Origin of the sequence: Limosilactobacillus secundus (assembly GCF_020784695.1) — a bacterium.
Lineage (GTDB): Bacteria > Bacillota > Bacilli > Lactobacillales > Lactobacillaceae > Limosilactobacillus > Limosilactobacillus reuteri_F.
The window spans coordinates 60,565-74,237 of sequence record NZ_JAJGUA010000024.1; the positions used below are offsets into that span (position 1 = coordinate 60,565).

General features: G+C 37.4%; 13 protein-coding genes. 2 read left to right on the plus strand and 11 right to left on the minus strand.

Going from position 1 to position 13,673, the window contains the following annotated elements; translation table 11 throughout:
• Positions 1-78: 78 nt before the first annotated feature.
• Positions 79-1,515, plus strand: a complete 1,437-nt coding sequence (locus tag LMB57_RS01955) for a C69 family dipeptidase (RefSeq protein ID WP_229271396.1) — start codon at positions 79-81, stop codon at positions 1,513-1,515.
• A gap of 57 nt (positions 1,516-1,572) precedes the next feature.
• Here LMB57_RS01955 and LMB57_RS01960 read toward each other — a convergent pair whose 3' ends face one another.
• Together LMB57_RS01960 and LMB57_RS01965 are read right to left on the minus strand one after the other, a co-directional pair.
• Positions 1,573-3,405: an ABC transporter ATP-binding protein gene (locus LMB57_RS01960; protein WP_229271397.1), complete on the minus strand. Its 1,833-nt coding sequence runs from the start codon at positions 3,403-3,405 to the stop codon at positions 1,573-1,575.
• Positions 3,389-5,131, minus strand: coding sequence for an ABC transporter ATP-binding protein (locus tag LMB57_RS01965; RefSeq protein ID WP_229271398.1), 1,743 nt, complete (start codon positions 5,129-5,131; stop codon positions 3,389-3,391). Before LMB57_RS01965 ends, LMB57_RS01960 begins: the two co-directional genes overlap by 17 nt.
• Before the next feature lie 170 nt (positions 5,132-5,301).
• Here LMB57_RS01965 and LMB57_RS01970 point away from each other — a divergent pair, with 170 nt between their 5' ends.
• Complete coding sequence (locus tag LMB57_RS01970; protein WP_153702825.1) at positions 5,302-6,306, plus strand: D-2-hydroxyacid dehydrogenase; 1,005 nt, start codon at positions 5,302-5,304, stop codon at positions 6,304-6,306.
• Positions 6,307-6,367: 61 nt separating this feature from the next.
• On the opposite strand, the gene LMB57_RS01975 is transcribed toward LMB57_RS01970, so the two are convergent.
• From LMB57_RS01975 to hemB, 9 genes are all read right to left on the minus strand, one after another.
• Positions 6,368-6,901: an ECF transporter S component gene (locus tag LMB57_RS01975; protein ID WP_229271399.1), complete on the minus strand. Its 534-nt coding sequence runs from the start codon at positions 6,899-6,901 to the stop codon at positions 6,368-6,370.
• A 1-nt stretch (position 6,902) separates the two neighbouring features.
• Positions 6,903-7,283 carry a DUF4430 domain-containing protein gene (locus tag LMB57_RS01980; protein ID WP_229271400.1) on the minus strand — a complete coding sequence of 127 codons (381 nt, stop codon included), beginning with the start codon at positions 7,281-7,283 and terminating at the stop codon, positions 6,903-6,905.
• A gap of 288 nt (positions 7,284-7,571) precedes the next feature.
• Positions 7,572-8,624 (minus strand): nicotinate-nucleotide--dimethylbenzimidazole phosphoribosyltransferase, encoded by a 1,053-nt coding sequence (gene cobT, locus LMB57_RS01985; protein WP_229271401.1) that lies wholly within the window; start codon positions 8,622-8,624, stop codon positions 7,572-7,574.
• A 1-nt stretch (position 8,625) separates the two neighbouring features.
• Entirely contained in the window at positions 8,626-9,336 is a 711-nt protein-coding gene (locus LMB57_RS01990) for a uroporphyrinogen-III synthase (RefSeq protein WP_229271402.1), read from the minus strand.
• Between the two features lie 35 nt (positions 9,337-9,371).
• Positions 9,372-9,962, minus strand: coding sequence for a histidine phosphatase family protein (locus tag LMB57_RS01995; RefSeq protein WP_229271403.1), 591 nt, complete (start codon positions 9,960-9,962; stop codon positions 9,372-9,374).
• The gene (locus tag LMB57_RS02000; protein WP_229271404.1) at positions 9,959-10,720 is read right to left on the minus strand and encodes an adenosylcobinamide-GDP ribazoletransferase; all 762 of its coding nucleotides are present in this window, start codon (positions 10,718-10,720) and stop codon (positions 9,959-9,961) included. The genes LMB57_RS01995 and LMB57_RS02000 overlap by 4 nt, the downstream gene beginning before the upstream one ends.
• A gap of 8 nt (positions 10,721-10,728) precedes the next feature.
• Positions 10,729-11,319, minus strand: a complete 591-nt coding sequence (locus LMB57_RS02005; RefSeq protein ID WP_229271405.1) for a bifunctional adenosylcobinamide kinase/adenosylcobinamide-phosphate guanylyltransferase — start codon at positions 11,317-11,319, stop codon at positions 10,729-10,731.
• A 62-nt stretch (positions 11,320-11,381) separates the two neighbouring features.
• Positions 11,382-12,713 carry a glutamate-1-semialdehyde 2,1-aminomutase gene (gene hemL / locus LMB57_RS02010; RefSeq protein WP_229271406.1) on the minus strand — a complete coding sequence of 444 codons (1,332 nt, stop codon included), beginning with the start codon at positions 12,711-12,713 and terminating at the stop codon, positions 11,382-11,384.
• Entirely contained in the window at positions 12,697-13,668 is a 972-nt protein-coding gene (gene hemB, locus LMB57_RS02015) for a porphobilinogen synthase (RefSeq protein WP_229271407.1), read from the minus strand. Before hemB ends, hemL begins: the two co-directional genes overlap by 17 nt.
• Positions 13,669-13,673: the final 5 nt, after the last annotated feature.

Sequence of the window (13,673 nt, forward strand, 5' to 3'; positions counted from 1 at the left end):
AATTGACCTCCCTAGTTGTGAAGACTAAACTTATTACTATAGTTTTATTTAAGGTCATTATAGAAAGGTCCTGAAAAAATGAAGAAAAATCTATCTGCTTGTACAACCGTCCTTGTAGGCCGTAATGCTACAATTGATGGCTCAACCATGGCAGCACGGAATGATGATACTTTCGCTCCACTTACACCACAACGTTTTGTAACTTATCCGGCATATCACAATCATCCTAATCAAGTTAAAGCTTATTTAAATAAGTGTGTGATTGACCGACCTGCTGATGGTTACCGTTATCAAGGTACTCCTAATGTCGACTACAAAACTGAAGGGGTCTTTGACGAAAGTGGTTTTAACGAAAAAAATGTTGGAATGAGCGCGACAGAAAGTGTTTATGCTAATGCACGAGTTTTAGCCTGTGATCCCCTTAATACTGAAACAGGAATTAATGAAGACCTTATCGTCGCTGCTACCCTTCCTTTCATCGATAGTGCACGAGATGGGGTTGCTTACCTCGGTAAATTAATCGCTAAATATGGTTCCGCAGAAGGAAACGGGGTTATTTTCAGCGATAAAGATGATGTTTGGTATATGGAAATCGTTACTGGACATCACTGGGTTGCACAACGGATTCCAGATGATGCATATGCTGTTACTGGAAATCGAATTGCCATTCAACAAGTTGATTTTAATGACAAGGCTAATTTTATGTGGTCTGATGGAATTCAAGACTTTGTTTCAAAGAACCACCTCAACCCAGACAAGTATGAATGGAATTTCCGCCATATTTTCGGAACTGCTGATATTTTTGATCAACACTACAACACTCCACGACAATGGTACGGGCATAAGGTGTTAAATCCAGAAACTGAATTTGATCCGCTTGATTTTGATATTCCATTTATTATGCAAACGGACCATCGAATTACCCTTGAGGACGTGGAGAAGATCCTCAGTAGCCACTATCAAGGAACCCCTTATGATCCACTAGGCCATGAAGGTACCGATCAGCAAAAGCATATGTTCCGGCCAATTTCACTAAACCGGACGCAAAATTCCCACGTTCTTCAGGTCCGCAATGACTTACCGGAAGCTGCTTCAACGATTATGTGGATGAGCTTTGGTATTCCTACCTTTACCCCATACGTTCCATTCTTTGGTAATGCTGAAGATATCGATGTAAGCTATCGTGAAACCCCAGAGAAACTTAATATGGATTTAAAGAGTGCTTACTGGATGTACCGGGCGCTTTCAATGATTGTCGAATCACACCATGCTGAATTTTCTAAGGCAGACCTGGATTATCTCAAAGCTGCCCGTGAGTATCTCTACCGCTGGGTAAATGAAGTTGCTCCACAGGTTAAGGGAATGTCATCTTCTGAAGTCAGTGCTTTCTTAAGCTCAAAGACGCATGAAATGGTTGCCGAAATGGCTAAACGAACAAAAGCTTTAATGGCTGAGTTAGTAATGAACGGACTCGAACTTTCTAAGTTAACGTTCCAAATCGATAAAAACTTGTAACAACAGATAAAAAATGGACTAGTTCATGGTTAAAACCACAAGCTAGCCCATTTTTCTTTAATTATTTCCGGCAAATTGACTATTATAAAGATTAGCGTAAAAGCCGTGTTTATTCATTAATGATTCATGATTACCTGTTTCGATAATCTTTCCATGATTAACCACCACAATCTGGTCAGCCTTCCGAATCGTTGATAGACGGTGAGCAACAACAAAACTAGTTCGTTCTTGCTGTAGAGCATTCATCGCTTCTTGAATCAAGACTTCTGTTCGGGTATCAACAGAACTAGTTGCTTCATCCAGAATTAAAATTTCTGGATCCGCTAAAAATGCTCGCGCAATCGTTAATAATTGTCGCTGTCCCTGTGAAATATTAGAAGCGGACTCGTCTAAGACGGTTTGGTAACCATCAGGCAGTTCACGAATGAAGGCATCCGCACGTGCCATCTTAGCAGCATGGTAGACTTCTTCATCTGATGCATCCTCGTTCCCATACTTAATATTTTCAAAAATCGTCCCGGTAAAGAGCCAAGTATCTTGAAGAACAATCGCAATATGCTTACGTAAGGCATCACGAGTCATTGAACGAGTATCTTTTCCATCAAGATAGATATGGCCACCTTGCGGATCATAAAATCGCTCTAAAAGATTAATAATGGTCGTTTTTCCTGCTCCGGTCGGGCCAACAATTGCAACCATCTTATCTCGCGGTGCTTTAAGATTAAAGTCTTGAATAAGCGGTTCATCAGTATAGCTAAATTTAATATCCTTAAATTCAACTTTCGGAATATCTTTTCCAGTAAGGGGCGGAATATCTTCAACCTTATCATTCATCTCTGGTTCATCCAAAACAGCAAAAATACGTTCTGCCGAAGCAATTGTTTGTTGGATGGTGTTACTTAAATTAGCAATTTGGGCAATTGGTTGAGAAAACTGATTGGTATATTGCAGAAATGCTTGCACATTACCAAGTGTAATCTGACCATGAATAACTTGAATCGCTCCAACAACCACGACAACAAGGTACCCCAGATTCCGAATAAAGACCATCATTGGCATCATTAAGCTAGAAAAAAATTGTGCTTTCCATGCTGCTTGGTAGTACTGATGGTTCTCTTTATTAAACTTTTCTTCTTCATCTTGTTCTTTGTTGAATGTCCGCACGATCGTATGAGCGGCATATGTTTCTTCTACTTGATCATTAATTTTTCCTAACGCGGCTTGCTGACGACCAAATAGCCGTTGTGAAGTAGGCGCTACAAATGCAACTACTAGAACACTAAGCGGAATTGTAACAAGGGCAATGATTGTTAATTTCCAACTAATCGTCAGCATTAAAACGAAAACACCAACAAGTGTTAGCAAACTCGTGATGATTTGAATCAAACTTTGCTGGAGGGTTCCCGCAATATTATCCATATCATTAACCGTTCGGCTCATAATATCTCCATTATTATGAGTATCATAATATTTAATTGGCACTCGTTTCATCTTCTCTTCAAAGTCTTGACGCAAATTGTAAACAACACGTTGCGATACCCGTGTCATAATTTGTAATTGTAAGAAACTAAATAGTCCAGAGAATAAATAAAGCAAAATGACTGTAATTCCAATTTGCCAAATCCGGGTAAAATTAATTGGAAGGGTACTTAAATGGGCGCCAGCTTTCATTTCTGCATACCCTTTAAGCATTCCGTCATAAATGATCGTAGTAGCTTCCCCAAGAATTTTTGGTGCTAAGATTGATAAAATAACGGAAATAACGGCTAAGAAAATTGAAACAATGACCCCAACTCGCCATGGCCGTAAATAGGTAATTAATCGCTTTGTGGTTGGCCAAAAGTGTTGAGCCTGTTCAGGTACTTGTGGTCCTCTACGCACGATCAACATCCCCTTTCTCGACTTGTGACTTGATTATTTGTTGATAAGTTTCATTGTGTGCTTTTAATTCTTGGTGAGTTCCCTGCCCAACTACCTGTCCTTCATCAAGCACAATAATTTGGTCAGCATCAACAACCGTCGAGATTCGCTGGGCTACGATAACCGTTACAGCACGTTGAATTTGTGGATCTTTTGCCAAAGTTGCCCGTAGTTTTGCATCAGTTGCAAAATCTAAGGCTGAGAATGAGTCATCAAAAATATAAATCGACGCTGGCTTAATAATCGTTCGAGCAATTGCTAATCGTTGGCGTTGACCACCAGAAAAGTTACTTCCATTTTGTTCAACAACCGCGTCTAATCCGCCTTCTTCACGGACGAAATCTGCCGCTTGTGCAATTTCAAGTGCGTGCCACATTTCTTTATCCGTTGCTTCTTCATAACCAAATTGAAGATTAGAACGAATGGTCCCGCTAAAAAGAACTGCTTGCTGTTGGGTTATAGAAATAACCTCATGTAAGTTATGCTGACTTAGCTTTTTAATTGGAACACCATCAACTTTAATCTCTCCGCTTTCAATATCAAACAGTCGCGGAATTAAGTTAACCAAAGCTGATTTACCTGAACCAGTCCCTCCGATAATCGCTAACGTTTGGCCTGCAGTAACTTTAAAGTTCAAGTCATGCAAGGCCAATCTTTCTGCCCCGTGGAAACGAAAATCAACATTTTTAAATTCAAGGGAGGCTGGTTGATTAATAGAAACCCTTTCTCGCTCTTTTTCCGGTACATTATGAATACTGATCGGTTGCTCTAAAACGGCATTAACACGAGCAGCAGATGCCGATGCTCGTGGAACAAAGACAAAGATCATTGAAAGCATCATAAAGCTAATCATAATCTGAGTGGCATATGTCATAAAGGCAATTAAATCCCCTACTTGCATGCTCATATTAGCGACAAGATGGCCACCCAGTAAAATAATGGCAACATTTGTCATCCCTAAAATAAGCGTTACTACTGGGAACAACGTCGAAACAATTGTAAAGGCCTTGATTCCGGTTTGCGTGTAGTCCTCGTTTGCTTTTTTGAAACGGTTTTGTTCCCGCTCTTCCTGCCGAAAAGCACGGATAACTCGAACCCCTGTCAGGCCTTCTCGGAAGATTAAGTTAATGCGATCAGTTTTTTTCTGAATGCTCTTGAATAACGGAACCGCAAAGTACATAACCGCCATGACAATAATTGCTAAAATCGGCAAACTAATAAAAAACACTTTAGTTAGTTGTGGTTCTCGAACATAAGCGAGAACACAGGCTGCAACAAGCATTACAGGTGATTGGAGCATCATCCGTAGCATTTGCACCATGACATTTTGAATCTGCACAATATCATTGGTTGACCGCGTAATTAAAGATGAATCGCCAAACTCATCCATTTCACGATTCGAGAAACGTAAAACCTTATGATAGATCTGGCTTCGTAGCTTTTCACCCACTTTCATTGATTGGGTCGCCGCAAAATAAACATTTAATCCAGCTGCCACTAGTCCAATCGCAGCCACAATCAGCATCTTAATTCCCTCATTCCAAATCACGCCCATATCCTTTTGCACAATTCCCCGATTAACAAGGTCGGCGGTAACTGTCGGTAAGTATAGGTCACACGAAACTTGGATTAATAAAAAGAAAACTGCACCAATTGTTGCCCATAAGGCTAAATTTTTTCGTGCTATACGTATCAAAACAATCCTTCCCTCATCTATTTTTTTAGTCATCTTGAACTATTATACAGATTTTTTGAAAATTAGCTTTTATTCTGATAATTCCTTTGATTAACACTTTTGTATAAGATAGAATATTATTTGAAAGCAATTACACAATTTTGGCACATACAGAAAGAAGATAGATATTTATGGTAAAAAAAATTTTTGCTTTTAGTATCCGAAAAGATGAAGAACCTTACGTTAAAGAATGGGCTAAGGATCATCCCGAAGTAGAAGTAGAATATACGGATGAACTCTTAACTCCTGAAACTGCCGCAAAAGCTAAAGGAGCTGACGGGGTAGTCGTTTACCAACAACTCGATTACACACCAGAAACGCTACAAGCACTGGCTGACGAAGGCATTACAAAGATGTCACTACGTAATGTTGGTGTTGATAACATTGATATGGCTAAGGCAAAAGAACTTGGCTTTGAAATTACCAATGTTCCTGTTTACTCACCAAACGCAATTGCCGAACATGCTGCTATTCAAACAGCCCGAATTCTTCGCCAAACCAAGGTCTTAGATGAAAAGATTGCTAATGGTGACTTACGTTGGGCCCCAACAATTGGTCGAGAAGTGCGTGACCAAACTGTTGGTGTTATCGGAACTGGTCATATTGGACGTGTTTATATGCAAATTATGGAAGGCTTCGGTGCTAAGGTAATTGCATATGACCCATTTGAAAATCCAGAATTAAAGAAGCAAGGATATTACGTTGACAGCCTTGATGATCTATATGCTCAAGCTGATGTGGTTTCTCTTCACGTTCCGGCTACTAAAGAAAACTTCCATATGATTGATAAAGACGCAATTGCTAAAATGAAAGACAATGTTGTAATTGTTAACTGTTCACGAGGCGCATTAGTTGATACTGATGCTGTAATCGAAGGACTTGATAGCGGAAAGATCTTTGGCTTTATCATGGACACTTACGAAGATGAAGTTGGAATCTTTAATGAAGATTGGCGTGGCAAGGAGTTCCCTGACAAGCGACTCAAAGACCTTATCGATCGTTCAAACGTCCTTGTTACTCCACATACGGCTTTCTATACTACTCATGCTGTCCGCAACATGGTTCTTAATGCCTTTGACAATAACCTTAAATTAATTAATGGTGAAGAAGCTGACACACCGGTTAAAGTTGGCTAATATAATCACTACAAATGAAAAAAGAGATTGGATGAATTTCCAGTCTCTTTTTTATTTAGTATTATTGCAAGTAGCGTTTAAACGCAACCGTTAAGGGTTTATACAAGATAAAATAACAACCAAAATTACCAACCGCATGATAGAAATCAAATAGCAAGCCACTTAGCCAGTACGCCATAAAAGCAGCCCAGCCCCCATATATCGACATTCCTAAACTAACTATGAACCCGTATTCAAAACCTAAAAACGTCGCTAAAATTAACTGAAGAGTGAAATGCTTCTTTAAGGGTGTTACTTTAGCTAATCCTGCTACTGTAACAACACAAACTATATATGCTAAAATTTGTGGGATTGTCCATATGCCAAATCCTAGTAAGAGATTTGATAGAACCATTATCATTACTGCTAACGATATTCCAAAACCAATTCCCAACATTAAAGTTGCAAGCATAATTAGATCAGTAACTGGCTGTACATTAGGAATTGGAATAATCTTGAATACACGTAAAACAGTTCCTAAAGCAGCAAGCATGGCAATCAATGTCATCCTTTTAACTTGATCATGCTTACTAACAACCTGCGATCGCGCTTTCATATTATTCCGCCTTATCTAGGGTAAATTGTACCTTATCATTATTCTTAAGAGTTTGCTGATTAGCTAACTTATTTACTTTTTTACCATTTACTGTGTATGTCCAATAAATACTCTTCTTTTGGTTTTCTTTTCTACCATCAATTGAAGTAATAAAACCCTTTGCTTCTTCAACTTTCCAATTCTTTTTTAGTCCAGTAATTACTTTATCGTTCTTCTTTAAAGTAGTCTTCCTTGTGGCAACAGTCTTCTTACCTTGTTTAAGAGTATAGGTAACTTTTATTGTATTATTACTACCCTTTTGATCTTTATTTGTATATCCAGTTAGCATAAAAAATGCCAAAAATATAACTAAGATACTGCTAAAAATTTTAACCTTCTTCATAAATTATTGCCTCCTACGTCCTGTTTTGAAAGCGTTATAATTCCTACAACTTAAAAGTACAATTACTTAGGAAACAGTTCAATAGTTTATTAAAAAGCAGACAAATAAATTCTACTTTTTTTCATGATTAATTAAAAAAGTAGAATTTGATTCTAAGTTTATTTAGCTTTTTACTAATATTAGCAATTCTATGTTTAGTAAATGACAAAATTTAGTTTTTTGACTAATTATCCTTTGCCGAAGCAACCGTAATAATATTATTTTGTCTTGTTAGCATTTTTTGGAAGTCTATGGAATAAAATTGAAGTCCATTTCCTGCAATGTATTCATATTTGTGAGCATCACCTTGACTCCATCAAGCCATGGCAAAAGCATCATGGCCCCGCTCCCTTCACCAACACACATATTAATATCAATATAAGGGTCTAGACCGAGAGCATCAAGAACGATTTGGGACCCTTGTTCTTTTGATTTATGGGTAGGGATCATATAATTTACTGCTCCTGGCTTGATTGAATTTGCTAATAATGCTGCTGAATAGGATAAGAATCCATCAAGAAGAACAGGTTTATTCATTGCACCAGCTGAAAGCATTGCACCAGCCATTGCACCCAGTTCAAGTGCACCGACCTCACTTAATACTATAAGCGGATCTGGTGATTTATTTTCTTTTAGTTTTGCTCGTTCAAGGCTTCTATTAACAACATCAATCTTATGTTTTAAACGTTCATCAGAAATATTAGATCCACGTCCAACAACTTCTGCTGCTGACTTATTCAAAAGTGCGGCAACTATTGCGGAGGCGGCTGTAGTATTCCCCATTCCTAGTTCACCTGTTGCAATTACTTGGTTTCCCTCTTCAAACGCTTTTATTCCCATGTCGAAACCATATTGTAAAGATTCTCTTGCTTCTGCTATCGACATTGCTGGTTTATGGAGCATATCTTCGGTTTCATGACGAATTTTATGAACTTTAACCAACGGAAAATTTAAATCTGTTTTAATTCCGATGTCATAAACCTGTAAGTCACACTTAAAAGCTTTCGCTAGCGCTGCAACCGTAGTATGTCCCTTCATCATATTAACTGCCTGAATTGCTGTAATTTTTTGCGGACTGGCTGAAACACCTTCATGGACAACGCCATTATCTGCCGCAAAAACTAAGCATTTTCGTGGTGTAAGATCAAAATCAGTTGTTCGATAAATTCCTGCTACATGATCAGCAAGCTCTTCTAAGCGTCCAAGTCCTTTTACGGGTTTAGCAAGATTATCTATTTTCTGCTGCATTGCGCTCATTTTCTTTTCATCAAGCGGTCGCAGTTTTATTTCATCAAATTTCATTTTAATTTTCCCTCTCATAATGCCATAAGTTATCTAAAACATTTTCCAGTACGCACTTTCCCCTATCTGGATATATAACTTTTAAGCCTTTTTCTTGGATATAATTACCGGTATTTTTTCCTAAAACATAGTAATTAATATTGCGATACTCATTACTATCCACTCTAGTCATAATTTCAAACATACGATTAAAGTTCGAAATACTAGTAACTAATGCACTTGTAATATGTTGTTTCATAAAAATTTTAAGTGCTTTTCCTTCATGCTGTTTATCCCATGTATTTTTATAAACTACAATTTTTCGTCCATAAAAATCGGAATAGTATTTCTCTGCTTTATCTCCAATAAGCCAACAAACATCCGTAACATGTTTATTCTTTAATTCCTCTAATAATGATTTCCGGTTCTCACTTGGAGCAATTTGGATAGGATTAGTAACTTTCTTCTCCAAACTTTGCTTAATTTTTTTACTAAGAACAAAAATAGTTGCTGTTGAATTTAGTGTTTTTAACTGATCGCAAAATACCCGCGCGCCAAAAAGACTGGTAATTGCCAGTACCTTACTATTTTGTAAAATTTTTTTACTTTTTGGCGTTAAATCAACCGCTTTCAAAATTCGGAATGGAAAATAAATCACGTCATCCTTTTGTTCTAACTTTATTCGCCAATATACCGGAACTTTATTTTTAGGATAAGTAATCAAAATTGCCATTTTATTATCTCCTTATATTGCTGTAAACATATTTTTTATTGGTTAAGATACCAATTCTGAACAATACCATTTTTTAGATTAATAACGCTGTAACAAGATGCCGGAAAGTTAAGCGAATAAAAGTCCGCTGTTGGATCAACTAATTCTTGATAAATAATTCTAATAGAGCCTAGATGAGCGACAACAAAAATAACATCATTTTCCATTGTATGATCTAATAACCATCGCAAACCGTAATTTACTCGCTCTTTAAAATCACTAAATGCTTCTATTGTGGGAGGATTATAAGTTAATGGCGCTGCTAACCACTTTTTCCATTCATCTGGATAGCGTTCTTCTATCTCGTCTGCATTTAACCCTTCCCAATCGCCAAATCCTTTTTCGGCAAAATTTGGTAATACGATTGTGGGAACTGTAGGATGCTGTTCCTTTAATGGTGCTAATGTTTGTGCTGTTCGTTTTAAATTAGTCACGACAAATAGTGTTGGATATAACTTATTTACTTTTGTTGCCAATAATTTTGCTTGTTCTTTTCCTTTTTCATCAATTTCCACATTGGCAGTGCCATAAAATTTTCGTAAACGATTAAATTCTGTTTCACCATGACGAGCTAAAATTAATTTCATAAGTCAAACCTCGTCAATATCGTAAGAATAAGCAAAAAGATTAATGGCGACAAACTTGCAAATGCGCCTAAAGTATCTCCCGGCGTTCCTCCTAATACTTTCGTGACCTTTCGTCGATAAAAAATTGCTATTATTGGAATTGCCAGATAGCTTATTAATCCCTGCCAAGAGAAACATAAACCTATTATTATAATAGAAAAAATTTGTGCAACAACAATTCGCCATGTGCTTATTCCTAGCCAAATATTCGAAAGCCCATGTTTATTTTCGGGATAAACCATTTTATAAAATAATAAAGACAAACCTGTTTTAGTTAACATTGTTAAACAAACGGTCAATAAAATCATGTGAAATAAATCAAAATACGAACTAATAATGATTCCTAATCCTATTACTAATCCATAATAATATAGTAATGCAAGGCTCCCCATTGTCCCAAGTCTACTATCTTTCATGATTGCATAAATTTTATCTGATGTTCGTGATGAAAAGAAACCATCTGCGGTATCCGCCAGTGCATCTAAATGAAATCCGCCAGTTAATAAGCCATCAGTAACCCAGTAAAGAATCCATGCAAACCATATAGGAAATAAGTATGTAAATCCCCAAAAAACTATTCCTTCGATACACCCTAATAAAAAGCTAAATAATGTAATATATTGAATACTAGTTTTAAATTTATTAGTAGCATCGTCAACTGGAATTGGAATATCTAACTTTGTAAAAAATTGGCCAAATAAAATCAATGAATCTAACATAACTTCACCTACTTTAACTTCTGCGCAATTCCACTAATAACAAAATAAACATTATCGGCTTCTTTAGCGATTAATTGATTAACTTCTCCATAAAGATCCCGTAATATGCGTGTCTGCTTTGTAGCCGGTACTACTCCTAACCCAACTTCATCACTAACAATCACCATTGATTGATTGTTTACTCGAACAGCAGCTAAGATCTTTTTCCAATTACTAAGTATTTTTTCCCGTATTGTCGCTATCTCTTGTGAAGAAGCACTTTCTAAATAATCATCGATTTTTTCCGGCGATGTTTTTGCTAAAACTAAGTCATAAAAAAGATTAGTAACTAACATAATGGCATCATCAAGTAAGTAACCATCTTGTTGACTATTATTAATAAGTTCATCGACGTGCTGATACTGCTCGCGAGTTATCCATTTATTTGAACGTCGAGCTTGGTGACGCTGAATTCGAAGTTGCATTTCGCCATCGGGATTTTTTACTACTCCGGTCGCAATATAACAGATCCGTTCTTTCCGTGAATACAAGTGCTCTGCAAATTCGGATTTACCACTTTTTGCCCCTCCTAAAACAAAGGTTAAACTGCTGTTATTCATTTTTAATAATCCTTTCAAAAAGGGCTGTGACAACCATTGCCACAGCCCTTTAAATATTCTATTTACTTGGTTGCCGCATTAAATGCTGCATCAAATGCTGCAATTGTCTTTTCAATGTCCTCATCGGTGTGTTTAGTTGAGATAAAGTTAGTTTCAAATTGCGATGGCGCTACATATACACCATGAGCTAATAATTCCCAGAAACACTTTTCAAATAACTTCTGATCACAAGCTTTAACATCATCAAAATTATTAATTGGATCACTGTTATAAAAGTAACTCCACATTGTACCAACATGGTGCACTGTCATTGGTACACCATATTGGTCAGCTGCCTGTTTAATGCCTTCTGTTAAAGCAGTAACTTTTTTATCCATTTCAACATAATCATCTGGTGTTAATTGTTCTAAGGTGCTAATTCCACCAGTCATTGCTAACGGATTACCTGACAACGTTCCGGCATGATAAACATCTCCAGCAGGCGTAATATTTTCCATAATCTCACGACGTCCACCAAAAGCACCAACTGGGAGTCCACCACCGATTACTTTGCCTAAAGTGGTTAAGTCCGGCGTGATATCAACTAGACTTTGAACACCATGATAAGCTGCCCTGAACCCTGACATAACCTCATCAAAGATCAATAATGCACCATGTTCATTGGTAACGTTACGTAAAGTTTGTAAGAACTCTTGGGTTCCCGGAATAACTCCCATATTGCCGGCAACTGGTTCAACAATCGCACAGGCAATTTCATTACCATGTTCAGCGAAAAGTTTCTTAACACCAGCAACATCATTATAGGCAACGGTAAGTGTATCATAAGCTAGATCATCTGGAACACCAGGCGAAGTATTAATTCCAAACGTTGCTAATCCTGAGCCAGCATCAACTAGCAATGAATCGCTATGACCATGATAGTTACCCACAAATTTAACGATTTTTTTTCGATGAGTATATCCACGTGCTAATCTGATCGCACTCATTGTTGCTTCAGTTCCAGATGAAACCATTCGAATCATTTCAATTGACGGCATAATCTTATTAACAATTTTTGCCAATTCAGTTTCTTGAAGGGTTGGCGCACCGTAGCTTGTTCCCTTAGCAACTGCTTTATCTAACTCTGCAACTACATGATCATCTGCATGTCCTAAAATTAGTGGCCCCCATGAAAGAACATAATCAATGTACTTATTGCCATCAATGTCATAAATATATTCGTCCTTACCATGGTCAATGAATAAAGGATCACCACCAACATTTTTAAATGCTCTGACAGGGCTATTGACCCCACCTGGCATATACTTTTGTGCTTCCTTAAAAGCTATCTTTGACTTTGTTGTATCTAATTTACTCAAAACAAACCCACCTAACAAATTAAAGTTTCTTAGCAACGTCCTTGGCAAAGTAAGTAATAATTAAGTCTGCTCCAGCTCGTTTCATTCCAACCAAACTTTCGTAAACAATTTGGTCTTCATTAATCCAACCATTAGCCGCAGCTGCTTTAATCATTGCATATTCACCAGAAACATTATATGCAACTAACGGCAGCAAAGTATGATTACGAACTTCACGCATAATATCCAAGAAGGCCATTGCTGGTTTAACCATCACAAAATCAGCACCTTCCTTTTCATCACTAGCTACTTCGCGCAATGCTTCTAAGCGATTAGCTGGATCCATTTGATATGTTTTACGATCTTTAGGCCCTTCTTTAGGCGAACCATCAGCAGCATCACGGAATGGGCCGTAAAATGATGAGGCAAATTTCACAGCATAGGACATAATCGGTGTATTTTTATACCCTGCTTTATCAAGTCCTTGGCGAATTGCTGCAACATACCCATCCATCGCATTAGACGGTGCAATTATGTCAGCTCCAGCTTTTACTTGACTTACAGCTGTCTCTGTTAAGTATTTTAATGATTCATCATTCAAAACGACCCCATCTTTAAGAATTCCACAGTGACCAGTACTTGTATATTCACATAAACAAGTATCAGCGATAACAATTAAATCTGGATAATTTTTCTTAATCAAACGAATTGCCTGTTGAACAATTCCATTCTCTTCCCATGCGCCAGTTCCAACTTCATCTTTTCTTTCTGGAACACCGAAAATAATAATTGATTTAATTCCTAACTTCACAATTTCTGTAATTTCATCAAGAATTGAATCTAAACTGTAACGGTAAATGCCTGGCATTGATGGAATTTCTTCTCGTCCATTAATAGTGGCATCCACAAAGACCGGCATAATTAGATCATCCTTATTGAGATGAGTCTCTCTTACTAAATCACGCATGGCAGTGCTAGTACGTAAACGACGATGACGATCAAATTGCAACATTATCC